Here is a 15,596-nt window from a genome sequence, read left to right as displayed (position 1 = left end):
CGCGAGCCCCCGTACGCACTTGCTTCAGCAGTGCACGCACTGCAAGGCTTTGACCGTGGATGTCACGCATGCCCGGGGTCTGCGCGACTCCCCAGCACTCTCACCGTCACTTCGACGCCTTGAGAGCACCTATGCGTGACGACGATGGTCAGCGACCGGCACGGGCTGCGCGGGCACGTCGTGAGGCCGCGCGGGCCCTCGGACGGCTCGGGCGGCCGGACGGGCCGCGGCTCACGGAGGCGTTACTCGTCCTCGACACCCACCCGACGATGCGGGTGTGGGACCGTTCGGTCGACGAACTGGTCGACGAGCTGCGGCAGTCGGGGCGGTTCACCCGGGTGCGGGTGGTGCGCCTGCTCGGGACGGACGAGACGGACGCGGCGCGGGTGAGCACCGAGGAGCCCCTCGCCCCGGCCACCGCGGACCCGCGCCGGGTGGTGCTGGTGCTGACCGACGCCCTGGCGGTCGGCTGGCGGCTGGGCGCCGTACAGCCGCTGCTGCGCGCGGCGGGGCGCAGGTGCCCCGTCGCCGTGGTGCACCTGCTTCCGCAGCGGCTGTGGTTCCGTACCGGGCTGGACGTGCACCGGGTACGCATCCGCGCCCCGTACGCCTGGGCGGCCAACCGCAAGTGGGACTGGGAGGGGCGCGAGGTCCCGGCCGGATTACCGGATGCCGAGGAGTCCGGGTCCGAGGGCGACGCCGTGCTCGTACCCGTTCTCGCCCTGACCCACCGTTCGGCGGAGTCCCTGGTCCGGCTGGTGGCCGGGCCGGCGTCCGAATGGCGGGATCTGTCCGCCATCCAGGCACGGGAGTGGAAGAGCAGGCCCGACGCGGCCCGTGCCCTGCCCTGGGCCGAGGACGTGCCCGACCCGCACAGCACCGTGCCCGCCGCGGAACGGGTCTCCGACTTCAGAGCCGCCGCGAGCCCCACCGCGTTCATGCTCGCGACCCGGCTGGCCGCCGCGCCATTGAGCCTGCCGGCCATCCGTTCCGTCATGGAGAGCGCCCCGAACGCGGGCCCGGTGCACGTCTCCGAACTGCTGCTGAGCGGTCTGGTCCGGCCCACCCGGACGGAGAACGAGGGCCCGGCGGACGTGGCGTTCACCTTCGCTCCGAACACCCGCGAGGAACTGCTGGCGCTGGGCCGCCGCAGCGCGACCGCCCGGGTCCTGCACGACGTACGCGCCTTATTGGCCGCGGACCCCGCGACCCGCTCCCTGTTGCCCGACCCCGCCGAGCCGCTCGACACCCTGGCGATGCCGCGCGTCAACAGCCGTAACATCGCGTTCCTCCGGGTGGAGCTGACCGCTTTGCGTGCTTTGTCCGGGCGTTATGGCCAGCGTGCCGCCATGTTGACGAGGGTGCTGAGCTGGCACGATCGGCGATACGCCGTCAGCCTGGAAAAACCGCCCCGTACGTCGCCGGGATCCGCACCGCCCGGCTCGGCCACGGCGGCGGCCGAACAGCGTCCTCAGTCCCGGCCCGCTTTTGAAGGAGCCCCTCAGATGTCGACAACACCCCAGCGCACCGTGGAGGAGGACCGGGCGACACGGCCGCGTGTCTGGGGGAACCTGCCGCCACGGAACCCGAACTTCACGGGTCGCACCGCCCTGCTGGAGCTGCTCGACCAGCGCCTGCGGGAAGGCACGACCACGGTGCTGCCGGAAGCGATCCACGGCATGGGCGGCGTCGGCAAGACACAGCTCGCGATCGAGTACGCCTACCGCCACCAGGCGGAGTACGACATCGTGTGGTGGATCCCGGCGGAGCGGCCGGGGCAGATCGGCCAGGCGCTGGTGGAACTGGCCCAGCGGCTGGGTCTGGTGACCACGACCGAGGCCAACATCGCCGGTCCCGCGGTCCGGGAGGCGCTGCGCGAGGGCCGGCCGTACTCCCGCTGGCTGCTCATTTTCGACAACGCCGACAACCCCGAGCAGGTTCGCCACTACTTCCCGCAGGGCGGCAACGGCACCATCCTCGTCACCTCCCGCAACCGGCGGTGGGGGCAGGTGGGTGGATCCCTGGAAGTGGACGTGTTCACCCGGGAGGAGAGCAAGCAGCTGCTGCGCCGCTCCGGGCCACCGCTCCACGACGACGAGGCCGACGCGCTGGCCGAGGCGCTGGGCGATCTGCCGCTGGCCCTGGAGCAGGCCGCCGCCTGGCGCGCCGAGACGGGCATGCCCGCCTCCGAGTATCTGCGGCTGTTCGAGAACAAGCGCATGGAACTGCTGGAAGTGGCCCCGCCGCCGGACTACCAACTGCCGGTCGCCGCGGCCTGGAACGTCTCCCTGGACCACCTGGAGACCCGCAGCCCCGCAGCACTGCGCCTGTTGCAGCTGTGCTCCTACTTCGCCCCCGACCCGATCTCCCGTTCCATCTTCTCGGGCCTCGGCAACAGCAGCATCTTCCCGGAGCTGGACGCCGCCCTGAACGACCCGATGAAACTCGCGCGCGCGATAAGGGAGGTGAACCGCTACTCCCTCGCCCGCATCGACCACCGCACGAACTCCATCGAGATGCACCGCCTCGTGCAGCTCGTCCTGAACAACCGCATGACCTCCGAGGAGCAGTCCCGCATGCGCCATGGCGCCCACACCCTGATGGCCGCCGCCGACCCGAAGTCCCCGAACGACCCGGCGAGCTGGCCCCGCTACGCGGAGCTCTACAGCCATGTCATCGCCGCGGAGGCGATCAAGTCCGACCAGCCGTGGGTGCGCCAGCTGGTCAGGAACATCGCCGAGTACCTCTACTACTGGGGCGACCACGAGGTGTCGCTCGACTTCTCGGAGCAGGCCTGGGAGTCCTGGCTGACCATCTTCGGCGAGGAGGACCAGCAGACGCTGTTGATGGGGCAGTGGCTGTGCATCATGTACTGGACGGTGGGACGGTTCGACGACGCGGCCCGGTTGGTGACCCACCTCCGGGAGGTCTACGAACGCACCGCCCCCGACGAGGGCGAGGACACCCGGGAGGACGCGCTCGACGCACTCCAGCTGGAAGCCGCCGTACGCCGGGTCGAGGGCAGGTTCGCCACCGGCGCCGAGCTCGACAAGATCGCGTACGAACGCGCCCGCAGGGCCTTCGGTGAGGACGACCCGACCACCCTCAACATCGCGCACAACCTCGGAGTGAGTCTGCGTCTGGTCGGTGACTTCCGCCAGGCGCTCCAACTCGACCAGCGCACGCTCGCGCTGAAGCTGCGTCTGTACGGCCGTGACGACCGGCGGACCCTGATCACCGAGAACAGCGTCGCCATCGATGTGCGCGAGACGGGGGACTACGTCGGCGCCCGGTCCCTGCACGAGACCGTGCTGGCGGCCTACCGGGAGGTGTTCGGTCATGAGAACCCCGCCACGATCGAGGCGATGCGCCAGCTCAGCGAGTCCTGCCGCAAGGAAGGCGACCATGTGCGCTCGCTGGAGCTGGCCACCGAGGCGCACGCGCTGTTCATCCGCCGCTACGGCGAGACCCACCCTCAGTCGCTGGCCTCCGCGCTGACACTGTCGGTGGCGTTGCGCCAGAACGGCGATCTGCAGGCGGCCAGGACCCGGGGCCTCAGGGCCAGCGAGGGATACCGGCAGATCTACGACCCGCACCACCCGCATGTGCTCTCCGCCGACGTGGACCTCGCCGTCACGCTGCGCCTGCTCGGCAGGCCCGAGGAGGCACACCGCCTGGACGAGACGGCACTCGCCTCGCTCACCGACCGGCTCGGCGCGGATCACCCGCTCGCCCTGATCTGCGCCATCAACCTGGCCAGCGACCTGGCCGCGCTCGACCGGCACGAGGACGCGCGTCGCCGGGGTGAGGACGCGTCGGCCCTGTGCCGCATCACCTTCGGGGAGGACCATCCGACCACGCTGGCGTGCGCCGGCAACCTGGCGATGGACCTCGTCTCCGTCGGTGCTCAGGCCCAGGGCAGCGCCCTGCGCGAGGACACCATGGCGCGCATGGAGCGCGTGCTCGACGCACCCCGGCTGCGCGCGGAGCACGGCACCCCGCACCCGGCCACCGTGCAGTTCAGGGACCGCGAGCGGGCCAACTGCGACATCGACCCGCTGCCGCTGTGAGAGGCGGTGAAGGAATCCCCCTCGTCCGCCCGTAGGGCGAGTGCCGAGGCGTCAGGGGGCTCCCCCGCGCGAGGTTGTTCGAGCGTGGGGGAGGCGCCACGTGGGCGGTTCGGTAACGCGGCTCCCCCCCGGCTGGGGGAGTGCGTGCCAGGCATCGCGGCGCAGGCAGGGGATTTCTTCCCGGGCTCTGAACGGGCGGGGCCGTCGGCCCCGCCCCGCAAGGGCCGGTGCGCCTGACGCGTCAGAAGGCTCCCGTCAGTTCGGGCGGCGGGCCAGCCAGGTCGCCAGGGTGACGGGGTCCGCGCCCCGTCCCGTCGCCGTCTCCAAGGCGTCCTGCACGGCTCGGGCCCGCTCAGGGAAGCCGAGCAGGAGGCGGGACGCGGCCTCGTGGGCCGGATCGTCGGCCAGGGCCCGCCCCAGGCCGGCCCAGGCGGCCACCGGCGCCCCCTTGCCGGCCAGCCGGGCGGCGAAGGCGGTCCGCGCTCCGGCGAGATCACCGCAGGCCAGCAGGACGTCGGCCGCCTCGGCGCCGTCGACGCCCCCGGCCTCCGCGCCGTACCGGGCGGCGGTGTGCCGCCAGGTTCCCTCGGGCTCGCTGAGCCGGTGCCGGGCGAGGACGGCGGCGCTGTCCAGGAACCGGACCTCGGTGTCCGGGGTCAGCTCGGGCTCTTCGGCGAGGGTGACCGGTGGCCGGTCGTCGCCGCGCTGCCAGGCCTGTACGGCGTCCTCGACGGCCGCGGCCGGAGGGCGCAGGTGGTGGGCCCGCCAGCGCGCGAAGTGGTCGTGTGCGGCGTCCTCGGCGAGCCGCAGCTCGGCCGCGGGCACCTCCTCGGTCATCCACTGCGCGCAACGCTCGCTCAGGCACTCCACGACACGCCGCCCCAGCGCTGTCAGTCGCTCGTGTCCGCGGACCAGGTTCAGCGTGGACCACACCTGACCACGCCAGAGCGCGAACTCGAAGTGGGCGAGTGGGGCGTATGCCGGGTCGGCGGCGTGCCGGTGCGCGCGCCAGAACCGGGTCACCCCCAGGAAGGCGTAGATGCCCTGGAGCAGACCGTCCAGCGGACGGGGATCGTCGCGCCAGGGGGCGTAGAACAGCTCTTCCGGCACCTGTGGGTCCGGTGCCGGCACGGTCAGTGGTCCCAGGTGGATCAGGCCGCCCAGTTTGATGTGCTGGACTTCGTGCACCAACGTCGCGGCGAGCTGGGCGGCGTCGTCCGGGCGGGAGGCCACGACCCCGCCGAACGCGGCGGCGGCCGTGCAGCTGTACGGCCGAAACCTTTCTCTCGCCGGTGTGGGAGCCACCGACATCAGCCCGTCGCGCATCGCCCCGGCACTCACCGGATCGTCGCGCAGCAGCACCTTCCAGGCATCGCCGAGGAGCGAGGCCCACGCTTCCGCCTCCGCCTCGGACAACGGGCGGGGCTCGCTGGGACGGGGGAACGTCCGGTAGGGGTCCAGATCCTCGAGCACGAGGGATTTCACTGTCTGCGCGGCCCCCAACACGACCCTGCGCACCGGCAGCCAGGCTGCGCCGCGCCGGTCCCATCCGGGTGCGACCTCCACGTCGCCGCCCGCACCCGTGATCCATAACCGGCCCTTGCGGCCCCGGACCCGGCCGGTGGCCCACGGTTCTGTGTCCGGCAGGACCGCGCATCCCAGGGTCGGCAACAGCACCAGCCCATGACGCACCGGAACGGTGATCGAGAAGTCCAGTCGGGCCCGCGCCCCCGCGGCGGCGGCCAGTGCCGCCAGATGCCCCGTGACCACCCATTGCGGCGCCTCTTCGTCGGCCGCCCACCCCCTGGCCCTGCGGACCGCGAGTGAGGCCCACATCCCGGTGTTGGGGGACATCATGACGTCTTCGAACGCCTCGGGCGCGTGCCGCTGGGCGCGCTCCAGCAGGGCCCAGGCCTCCGCGTAGAGAGCCGACGCTCCCCGGGACACGGTCGGAGCACGCCGGGACAGCTCGTTGTCGAGTGCCCGCAGCAGAAGGAGTCGACGGCTGCGCTCCGCGCCGATCAGTGCCTGCACCACCGCGCCGTCGCCCTCGCCTCGCGCGAGGGCCTGAACGCCTTCCGCCGAGAGTCGATGCAAGGGCAGGCGATCCCGTGTGCTCGTGGCTTCAGCGGCCACGGACGCCCCACCGCACCGGGTCGATCACCTCGTCAGGCGTCGAAGCGGGACCCGTTGTAACCGCCCGCAGTGATGCCCTGGGGGCCGTCGATGTCGTGCACCACCTGTTCGAGCGACTCGCCGAGGACGGTGCCGTCCATGGAGCGCAGCGCTTCAAGAGAGACCCCCGAGAGATCGACGAGACCGGACTCGACGGCAGGCATCGTTTCCTCCACGGCTGCCAAGTCCCCTCCCGTACCTACCAGTCAGCGCTGTCGGTGCCTCAACCATGATGACCCAGCAGGGCACATGTCGAAACCCCGTATCCCGGCCGCGCCACTACATCAAGTCAGCCAATGGCCCACACCGTCGGGGCCCCGGGTACCTGCCGAGAGCACGCCGGCGTCACCCGTTGCGCCGCGCGAGTCCGGCCGCCGCACGGTCCACGCGTTCCACTTCCGGGGACGGCCCCTCCAGCAGGCGCACGGCTTCCAGGAGCTGGTCGAGTGTGCCCGGGTAGCGCAGGCAGGTGCGCACGATGCCGTAGACCGCCATCCGCAGCCTGGGGTCGCGGGGGGTGTTGGCCGCGATACGGCCGTCGATGCTCTCCAGGAGGAGTTCCGTCCCGCTCCCGCCGCGCAGCATCGGAAGCGCCGTCAGGGCGTCGACGAGCTCCGTCAGTTCCCGCAGCGGCAGGTCCGCGGGCAGACCGGCCAGGGTGGGAACCGGGTGGGCGTCACGGGCGCCGTCGGCGAGGGCGAGCGCGGTGCGCGGGGGCAGGCCTCCGCACCGCTGGAGCAGTTCCAGTTCGGCGGGGGCCAGGGCGTCGTACCAGCGTTCCACCCGGCCGGCCGCGAGCCTGCCCAGGCCGTCCGAGCGGTGATGGGCGCTCACCACGCCGATCACGCTGCCGCCGCACCACACCACGGCACCCGACATCCCCTCCCACGGCGAGCGTTCCGGTTCGACCTCGGCGGGCGGGGTGACCACGGCCAGCTCCAGCGTGCCCGCACGACGGTTGGACAGGACGGAGACCGTGCCCGAGACATGGCACGAGTCCCGGTACTGGCTGGGCGATCCGTCGTCGAGGCGGTGCGCGGTGTCCACACGGAGCTTGAAGCGAGGAAAGCCCATCGCGCTGAAGGGCAGGGTCACATCGGCGTCCGGCACCGCCGCGTAGCAGGGCGGGCCGACCGGGGGCCGGCCGGGCGGCAGGTCGGCGAGCTCCAGCAGCGCGAGATCCGCGGACTCGGCCAGCAGCACGATACGGGCCTCGGCGCTCCACTCCCCCGGCCGGTCCGCGTCGAAGCGCACCCGGACCGAGGCCACCGGCCCGGCCACGACATGAGCGGCCGTCAGCACGCACGTCTCGCCCACCCGGTATCCGGAACCGCGGCGGCCGGCCGGTCCGCCCGGCCGCCGCACCAGTATCTCGGCGACCCGCGCCGCCTCCAGCCCCTGCGCCTGTTCCCCCACAGCGGCCCCTTACCCCTCGCGCGTCAGGGGTACGCGGAGCGTCCCGACGGAGTCAGTTGTTCCAGCTCTCGTCGTACGGATCCGTCGGCTCCGCCACCGGTTTCGCCTCCGTGACCTCGATGAACGGGATCGGGCCGCCGTTGACCGGGTCCTTGACGCGGCGCGGGGTGTAGGTGCCGGTGACCTGGAGCCAGGTGTCCGGCTGGAGCACCGGGGGGACGTGTCCGGCGAGGGCGACCTTGACCGGCTGGGCGTCGGCGGCGCAGCAGTTGAGGGCCATGCGGACGAGGTAGGGGGTGCCGTCGCGGTCCAGGGCCAGGAAGCCGGTGAGCTGGACGCGGCGGTCGTGGAGGGTGCGGCCGTGGTCGTAGACGGCGCGGCCCGCGTAGTCGACCACGCTGAGGCGCAGGGGGTCGGCGGCGGGGAGGGACGGATAGGCGACGGGTTCCTGCAGGGCCGTACCGGCGCGGGTCGCGCTGTAGGAGCCGAGGGCGGGCGGGGCCACCAGGATCAGGGCGAAGAGGGGGAGGACGAGGAGCCAGGAGACGCGGGGTTCGCGGTGGGTGTGGGCCTCCTCGCCGCTGTTCTCGTCCCTGTCCTGACCGGCCTCGCGTTGCTTGTGCGCCCGCGTCCGCTTCCGTTCGTACCAGACCGTGGCCACCGCCGCCGCGATCAGCACCGCGCCGGCCACCAGCACCAGCGGGCGCAGTCCCTGTTTGACGTACCGCAGATAGAGGTCGGTCGTGGCCGCGTGCAGGAGCGACGCGCCCAGCAGGAACAGGACCGCGGCCTGGGCCTGGCGGTTCACAGGATCACCGCCCCGGTGAGCACCGACACGACCACGGCCAGCGCGAAGGTGGCCGGTGCGAAGCGCAGGGCGAAGGCGCGGCCGAAGGTGCCCGCCTGCATCGCGAACAGCTTCAGGTCGATCATCGGGCCCACGACGAGGAAGGTGAGGCGGGCCGTGAGCGAGAACTGCGACAGCGACGCCGCCACGAACGCGTCCGCCTCCGAGCAGATCGACAGCACCACCGCGAGGACCGCGAGGGCGAGGACCGCCAGCACCGGATTGTCGGCCGCCGCGCGCAGCCAGCTCTCCGGGGCCACCGCCTTGAGGGTCGCGGCCGCGATCGCGCCGACCACCAGGAAGCCGCCCGCGTGCATCACGTCGTGCCGGACGGAGCCCCAGAAGGCCTCGCCCTTGCTCTGGCCGTCGTAGGACAGGTGGGAGGGCGGGCGCAGCCAGTCCGTACGGCCGAGGCGCAGCCACAGCCAGCCCATCGCGCAGGCCACCAGCAGGCTCGCGACCAGGCGGGCGAGGACCATCTCCGGGTTGCCGGGGAAGGCCACGGCGGTCGCGGTCAGCACGATCGGGTTGATCGCGGGGGCGGACAGCAGGAACGCCAGCGCCGCGGCCGGGGTGACGCCACGCCGGACCAGCGCTCCGGCCACCGGCACGGACGCGCACTCGCAGCCGGGCAGCACCGCGCCCGCCGCCGAGGCGACCGGGACGGCGAGGGCGGGACGGCGGGGCAGGGCGCGGGCGAAGAAGGACGGCGGCACGAACACCGCGATCGCCGCCGAGAGCAGCACGCCCAGCACCAGGAACGGCAGCGCCTGGACCATCACCGCGACGAACACCGTCGTCCAGCTCTGCATCACCGGTGCGGCGAGGGCGCGGCGGATCGGGCTCTGGAGAAGCACCAGCACGAGCATGAGCATGGTGAGCAGGAGGGGGGAGTTGAGGTGGCGGCCCTCGTCCGTCGACTGCGGGTCCGCCGGGCACTTCGGGTCCCCGGCCCGTTCAGGCCCCCCGGGCCCTTCCCTGTCCCTGCCGTCGTCGGTCCGCTGCGGGACGGTCTTCGTGATCGCCACGGGCGAGGTACCTCCGGTGGTGCGGAAGGGCGCTGATTTCCCTCCCCTCTCATACGGGCGGCCGGGCGCGGGCGTTCAGGTTCCGAGGGGGCGCCTGTGGAACCACCCGTACCGGTGAGGCAGTCTTTCCCCTTGTGGCGAGCGTTCCGAATCAGGGCTTAGGGAGTGACACGGCCGCGCACATGGTGGTGTGCGGCGACGACGGGCTCGCGCACCGGCTGGCCGCCGAGTTGCGCGGGGTGTACGGCGAACAGGTCACGCTCGTCGTGCCGCCCTCCGAACGCACGGTACGGCCACCGGTCGTGGGCCGGGCCCGGGCGGTGTCGGCTGCGCTGCTCGACCGGGTGGTGAACGCGGCCGTCAACCGAGCGGGCGGCGGCACGGGCGGCGGGCCCGACACCGGCACCGAACCGGCCGGAAGCGTACGGGTGCTGGAGGCCGCCGAGGCCACCGAGGAGGCGTTCGCCGACGCGGGCGTGGAACGGGCCGCCGCGCTCGCCCTCGTCTACGACGACGACGAGACCAACATCCGCGCCGCCCTCACCGCCCGCCGCCTCAACCCCCGTCTCCGCCTCGTCCTGCGCCTGTACAACCGCCGGTTGGGCCAGCACATCGAGGAACTCCTCGACCAGGCCGCCACGTTGGCGACGGGCACGGGCGACGCCGCTCTGGACGCGTCCACCACGGTCCTGTCCGACGCCGATACGGCCGCCCCCGCGCTGGCCGCGTCCGCCGTGGCCGGCACCACCAAGGTCGTACAGACGGACGGCCTGCTGCTGCGCGCGGTGGAACGCCCGCCGCTGCGGTCCGGTCAGGTGCCCCCTGGAGGGCTGGCCACGCTGGCCCTGCTGTCGACGAACGGCAACGGCTCGTCCGGAGCGGGCGGTTCGGAAGGCAATGGCGAGCAGGGGCCGCTGCTGCTGCCGGACGCGACGGCGGTGCGCGGGGCCAGGGGGCGGGGCACGGTCGTCCTGGAGCAGGTGTCGTACGCCGGCCCGTCGCTGCCGTCGAACCGCGGGGGGCGGGGCGTCGTACTGGCGTTCGCGTCGCTGTTCTCGCGGCGGCTCAGGTGGTCGCTGGCGGGGCTGGTGGGGTGTGTGGCGGCGCTGGCCATCGCGCTGACGGTGGTGACCGGACAACACCCGCTGTACGCCACCTACATGACCCTCCTCGACCTCTTCGCCATCAACGAACCCGCGCTCCACCAGGGTCTGGCCCGCCAGATCCTCCAGCTCCTGTCCGGGCTGATGGGTCTGCTGCTGCTTCCTGTGCTGCTGGCGGCCGTGCTGGAGGCCCTCGGCACGTTCCGTTCCGCGTCGGCGCTGCGCAAACCGCCGCGTGGGCTGGGCGGGCACGTGGTTCTGCTCGGGCTGGGCAAGATCGGCACCCGGGTGCTGACGCGGCTGCGGGAACTGCAGATCCCCGTGGTGTGCGTCGAGGCCGACCCCGAGGCGCGCGGGCTGGCGACGGCGCGGCGGCTGCGGGTGCCGGTGGTGCTCGGGGACGTCACTCAGGAGGGCGTCCTGGAGGCGGCGAAGATCCACCGGGCGCATGCGCTGCTGGCGGTGACCAGTGCGGATACGACCAACCTCGAAGCCGCCCTGTACGCGCGCTCCGTGCGCCCCGACCTCCGTGTGGTCCTGCGGCTGTACGACGACGACTTCGCCACCGCCGTCTATCGCACGCTGCGTGCCGCGCACCCGTACGCGTCCACCCGCAGCCGGAGCGTGACGCATCTGGCCGCGCCCGCGTTCGCCGGGGCGATGATGGGGCGTCAGATCCTGGGTGCGATTCCCGTCGAGCGGCGGGTGCTGCTGTTTGCGGCGGTGGATGTGGCCGGGCATCCGCAGCTGGAGGACAAGACCGTCGGGCAGGCCTTTCGGGCGGGGGCCTGGCGGGTGTTGGCTCTGGATCGGAGCGGGCGTGACGAGCGGCGGGAGGAGCCGGCGGTGGAGGAGGCGTACGAGGACGGTCGGGCGGGGGGTGCGGCTGCTTCGGGGTGGGTGTGGGAGCTGGGCGACGACTACGTCCTCCAGAAGGAGGACCGGGTGGTACTGGCCGCCACGCGGCGGGGGTTGGCGGAGCTGTTGGGGAGGCGGGCGCGGGAGCGGGCGGGGACCTAGGCCGGGGGGCCCGCGGCGGAGCCGCTGATGGATGCAGCGCCCCCGCCGCCCCTACCCGTCCCATCCCCAGGGGCTGCCGCCCCTTCGACCCCGCCTCCTGGGGGCTGCCGCCCCCAGACCCCCGCTTCGGCCCTGAAGGGGCCTCGTCCTCAAACGCCGGACGGGCTGGATGACGGCGGCCGGCGCCGACGAGCGACGCTCGGTGCTCGAGGCGCAGGGCCTGGAAGTTTTTCGAGTTCAGCCTCCTGGCCGACCGAGTCGGGTGGTGGGTGGGCGAAGGCCGGGGTCCAGGGGGCGGAGCCCCCTGGCGGGGTCGAAGGGGCAGCGCCCCTTCACCTCGGCGAGACGGACGGCGGCTTCTCACGGGCCGGCGGTGGGCTACGGCTGCCGCGGAGCCCCCAGGTGGCGTTCCGCGAAGTCCAGTTCCAGTCTCACCTGCTTGATCCGCTCGTCCACCACCAGCGAACCGTGGCCCGCGTCGTAGCGGTACACCTCGTGCACCGCCTCCCGGGCCTCCAGCCGCCTGACGTAGTTGTCGATCTGCCGGATCGGGCAACGCGGGTCGTTCACGCCCGCCGAGATGTAGACCGGGGCCTTCACCTGGTCGACGTACGTCAGCGGGGACGACGCCTCGAAGCGCTCCGGCACCTCCTCCGGGGTGCCGCCCAGCAGTGTGCGGTCCAGGGCCTTCAGTGACTCCATCTCGTCGTGGTACGCCGTGACGTAGTCGGCGACCGGGACCGCCGCGATGCCCAGGGTCCACGCGTCCGGCTGGGTGCCGAGGCCGAGGAGGGTGAGGTAGCCGCCCCACGAACCGCCGGTCAGGATCAGGCGGGCCGGGTCGGCGAGGCCCGACGTCACCGCCCATTCCCGTACCGCCGCGATGTCCTCCAGCTCGATCAGCCCGACCCGGTGCTTGAGCGCGTCCGTCCAGGCACGCCCGTAGCCCGTGGAGCCGCGGTAGTTGACCCGGACCACGGCGTACCCGTGGTCCACCCAGGCCGCGGGGCCTGCCGCGAACGCGTCGCTGTCGTGCCAGGTCGGGCCGCCGTGGATGTCGAACACCGTGGGGAGGGGACCCTCGGTGCCGGCAGGTCGCTGCACCAGTGCGTGGATGCGGCCGCCCGGGCCCTCCACCCACACGTCCTGGACCGGGACCGAGCCGGGGGACTTCATGCCGGGCGGGTCCAGCACGACGCGCCCCGTCGTCGACCGCACCGCCGACGGCTGTGCCGCCGACGACCACAGGTACTCCACGCTGCCGTCCGGCCGGGCCGTCGCCCCCGACACCGAGCCCGCCGGGGTCGGGATCCGCACCAGTTCACGCGCGGCCAGGTCGTACCGGAACAGCTCGCTGCGGGCCTCGAAGCTGTGCGCGATCAGCAGACCGGTGCCGTCGGGATACCACTCGGCGCTCACGTCACCGGGCAGCTCCAGCGCCAGGTCCGTCTCCTCCCCCGTCGCCACGTCCCACACCAGCGGCTCCCAGCGGCCGCGCCTCTGGTGGCCGATGAGCAGGCGCGCGTCGCCCTCCACCGGGGCGAAGCCCAGGACCTCCAGGCCCAGTTCCTTCGAGCCGCCCTTGGTGTCGTCGAGTTCGGCGACCGCCGTGCCGTCGGGGCGCAGGACGCGCAGCGCCGAGTGCATCGCGTCGCCGTGCTCGGTGTGCTCGATGGCGATCAGCGTGCCGTCGTGCGAGAGGTCACCGACGCCCGCGGACTCGCGGTGGCGGTAGATCTCCAGCGGGGGCTCACCGGTGCGGGCCAGATGGATCGTCGTGCCGTCCTCGTCGGTCGAGCGGCCCACGATCGCCGTACGGCCGTCGCGGCCCAGGGCGAGGCCCGCCGGGTAGGACGGGTCCAGGCCCGGCGCCGCGAGCTCGTCCTCGCCGCCGTCGAACCGCTGGCGTCGCCAGACACCGAACTCGTCGCCGTCCTTGTCGTCGAACCACCAGATCCACGCCCCGTCCGGGGTGAGCACGCCGTCCGTCGTGCCGTTCGGCCGGTCGGTCACCTGGCGCTGCTCGCCCGTCGACCGGTCCCAGGCGTACAGCTCGTACGTCCCTGTGGCGTTCGACACGAACAGGGAGCGGTCCGGGGCGTCCTCCGCCCAGTCGGGCAGCGACACCCGAGGCGCCCGGAAGCGCTTCTCCCAGTCCGGCATGGCCTTGTCCTGCTTGTGGTGATCCCGCGAATCGGACCCGTGGCTCTCAGTCATGGCCGTCACTGTAAGGCTCAGCTCCTCTCAGCGTTCCTGACATTGCTGTCAGGAAGGTTCGTGACAGTGTCACCAAAGCGTGAGGGCTTCGGCGTCCTGACGACGATCTCTCGCTTCCTCCTGCCGCTGGTACGGCAGGCTTGCGCCACCTGCCCGCCCGCCTCGACCGATGTCCCGGTCGGGGCGTTGGCGGCGGGTCTTACGGTCGGCTCCACGAGGCTTCGACACGCAGGGCGTGTCCTGGTCTCCGGCCACTCCGGTACCAGTGGTGCAGGCCGCCACGAGGGCGGCGAGGTTGCGGGCTGCGTTCTCGTCCCGGTCCAGCACGAGCGGGCACTCGTCGCAGTCGAAGACTCGCACGTGCAGCGGCAGCTTGGCTTTCACCGCGCCACACGCCGAGCAGGTCTTGGAGGAGGCATACCAGCGGTCCGCCACGACCGTGCGGCAGGAGTTCCGCTGACCCTTGTACGTAAGCTGGCGCCGGATCTCCCCGAACCCGGCATCCGCCACACGGCGGGCAAGCCGTCTGTTGCGGAGCATTCCGGCGACGTTGAGGTCTTCGACCACCACCTTGCCGTACTCGGCCCTGACCCTGCTGGTGAGCTTGTGCAGCGCATCGGTGCGCAGGTTGGCCACCCGATGATGCACGCGGTTGCGCTCCCGGTTGGCCTTCTCCCACCGCTTCGACGACTTCTGGCCGGTCCTGCGGTCTGGTGCCTGACGGCGGGAGACGCGGCGGGAATGGAACCTCAGCAGCTTGAGCGCTCCATCCAGGTGCTTCGGGTTGGGCTCATAGCGGATCTCGCCGGTGCTGTCGGCCAGGACCGCGAGATGCTTGATCCCGAGGTCCATACCGACCGCTGTGTCCGGCCGGGCAACGCGAGTCATTTCGCGGGCGGTCTCGACCTGGAAGGAGACGAACCAGCGTCCGCGCTCGTGCCGGACGGTCGCGGAAAGGATGCGCGCCGTGCCGCCCTGGATGCGGGCCAAGAGCTTCCGGGTGGGTTCGTGGGTGCGCATCATGCCCAGGCGGGGCAAGGTGACGTGTCGACCGTCCTGCTCGATGCGGATCGTGCCGGTCGTGAACCGGCAGGCCAGGCTGGCCCTGCGCTTGGACTTGCGCCGAGGCGCACCCACTTTGCGGCCCTTGCGCTTGCCTCGTTTCGAGTTGGCGTAGTTGTCGAAGGCGGCCGAGGCGTTCGCGAGCCCGGTGTTGTATGCCTCCTTTGAGTTCTCCTTCCACCAGTCGGCAAATCTGGGGTCGGCGACCTTGACGCGGTTGAACTCCTTCCTCAGCGTAGGCAGCGACCACAGCCGCCACGGCGTGAGCCCTTCTTCGTCGATGCCGTAGGAGGCCTCGGCCTTACGCTGCCCCCACGGCGCGGTCACCCAGGACACAGCCCAGTTATAGGCAGCGCGAGCAGCACCGCAGTGCGAGCGCAGCGCGCGCTCCTGCTCGGCGTTCGAGTCGAGGGCGAACCTGTAAGCCTGCACCACGCAACCGCGCTGCGGCCGAAATTTGCCACTCACTCGACAATCCCCCGTTTCGAAGGCCCCTTCGCCATCTCAACGAGCGCCTCGCATCAAGGTCACGCATTCGATCAAAGAACTTTCGTTCGCTTCCGGCAGGGCGAGACCCGTACCCACCTCAGCCGCGACGCCGGTTCCGCCCGCCGACAATTCGCTGGCGAGGTCCCCAGCCTGTGGATAACTTCGCGAC

9 protein-coding genes are annotated in these 15,596 nt (G+C 72.2%); 2 read left to right on the top strand and 7 right to left on the bottom strand.

Annotation, left to right across the window (positions count from 1 at the left end):
- Positions 1 to 131 precede the first annotated feature (131 nt).
- The gene (gene fxsT, locus ACIREI_RS20675; RefSeq protein WP_403334638.1) at positions 132 to 4,070 is read left to right on the top strand and encodes an FxSxx-COOH system tetratricopeptide repeat protein; all 3,939 of its coding nucleotides are present in this window, start codon (positions 132 to 134) and stop codon (positions 4,068 to 4,070) included.
- 255 nt (positions 4,071 to 4,325) lie between these two features.
- Here the strand turns inward: fxsT and ACIREI_RS20670 are convergent, their stop codons facing one another.
- From ACIREI_RS20670 to ACIREI_RS20650, 5 genes are all read right to left on the bottom strand, one after another.
- Positions 4,326 to 6,167 carry an HEXXH motif domain-containing protein gene (locus tag ACIREI_RS20670; protein WP_403334636.1) on the bottom strand — a complete coding sequence of 614 codons (1,842 nt, stop codon included), beginning with the start codon at positions 6,165 to 6,167 and terminating at the stop codon, positions 4,326 to 4,328.
- 71 nt (positions 6,168 to 6,238) lie between these two features.
- Positions 6,239 to 6,409, bottom strand: coding sequence for a hypothetical protein (locus ACIREI_RS20665; protein ID WP_403334635.1), 171 nt, complete (start codon positions 6,407 to 6,409; stop codon positions 6,239 to 6,241).
- Positions 6,410 to 6,590: 181 nt separating this feature from the next.
- Positions 6,591 to 7,661 carry a trypsin-like peptidase domain-containing protein gene (locus ACIREI_RS20660; protein WP_403334633.1) on the bottom strand — a complete coding sequence of 357 codons (1,071 nt, stop codon included), beginning with the start codon at positions 7,659 to 7,661 and terminating at the stop codon, positions 6,591 to 6,593.
- Between the two features lie 52 nt (positions 7,662 to 7,713).
- Positions 7,714 to 8,469 (bottom strand): TIGR03943 family putative permease subunit, encoded by a 756-nt coding sequence (locus tag ACIREI_RS20655; RefSeq protein ID WP_403334631.1) that lies wholly within the window; start codon positions 8,467 to 8,469, stop codon positions 7,714 to 7,716.
- Complete coding sequence (locus ACIREI_RS20650; protein ID WP_403334630.1) at positions 8,466 to 9,536, bottom strand: permease; 1,071 nt, start codon at positions 9,534 to 9,536, stop codon at positions 8,466 to 8,468. Before ACIREI_RS20650 ends, ACIREI_RS20655 begins: the two co-directional genes overlap by 4 nt.
- Before the next feature lie 182 nt (positions 9,537 to 9,718).
- Between ACIREI_RS20650 and ACIREI_RS20645 the strand changes: the two genes are divergently transcribed.
- A complete protein-coding gene (locus ACIREI_RS20645) occupies positions 9,719 to 11,659 on the top strand; it encodes an NAD-binding protein (protein WP_403334628.1) in 1,941 nt (646 codons plus the stop codon).
- Between the two features lie 378 nt (positions 11,660 to 12,037).
- On the opposite strand, the gene ACIREI_RS20640 is transcribed toward ACIREI_RS20645, so the two are convergent.
- Together ACIREI_RS20640 and tnpB are read right to left on the bottom strand one after the other, a co-directional pair.
- The gene (locus ACIREI_RS20640) at positions 12,038 to 13,876 is read right to left on the bottom strand and encodes a prolyl oligopeptidase family serine peptidase (protein ID WP_403334626.1); all 1,839 of its coding nucleotides are present in this window, start codon (positions 13,874 to 13,876) and stop codon (positions 12,038 to 12,040) included.
- A 69-nt stretch (positions 13,877 to 13,945) separates the two neighbouring features.
- On the bottom strand, positions 13,946 to 15,373 hold the full coding sequence (gene tnpB, locus ACIREI_RS20635) for an IS607 family element RNA-guided endonuclease TnpB (protein WP_403334625.1): 1,428 nt from the start codon (positions 15,371 to 15,373) through the stop codon (positions 13,946 to 13,948).
- Positions 15,374 to 15,596: the final 223 nt, after the last annotated feature.

The organism is Streptomyces sp. NPDC093591 (assembly GCF_044764885.1).
Lineage (GTDB): Bacteria > Actinomycetota > Actinomycetes > Streptomycetales > Streptomycetaceae > Streptomyces.
The sequence above is the reverse complement of the archived record's forward strand: the minus strand, read 5'-3'. Positions and strand labels throughout refer to the sequence as shown.

Excerpts from the sequence above, each read along its gene's own strand:
- fxsT (WP_403334638.1), top strand. The coding sequence starts at position 132 with ATGCGTGACGACGATGGTCAGCGACCGGCACGGGCTGCGCGGGCACGT.
- ACIREI_RS20640 (WP_403334626.1), bottom strand. The coding sequence starts at position 13,876 with ATGACTGAGAGCCACGGGTCCGATTCGCGGGATCACCACAAGCAGGAC.
- ACIREI_RS20665 (WP_403334635.1), bottom strand. The coding sequence starts at position 6,409 with ATGCCTGCCGTCGAGTCCGGTCTCGTCGATCTCTCGGGGGTCTCTCTT.
- ACIREI_RS20645 (WP_403334628.1), top strand. The coding sequence starts at position 9,719 with ATGGTGGTGTGCGGCGACGACGGGCTCGCGCACCGGCTGGCCGCCGAG.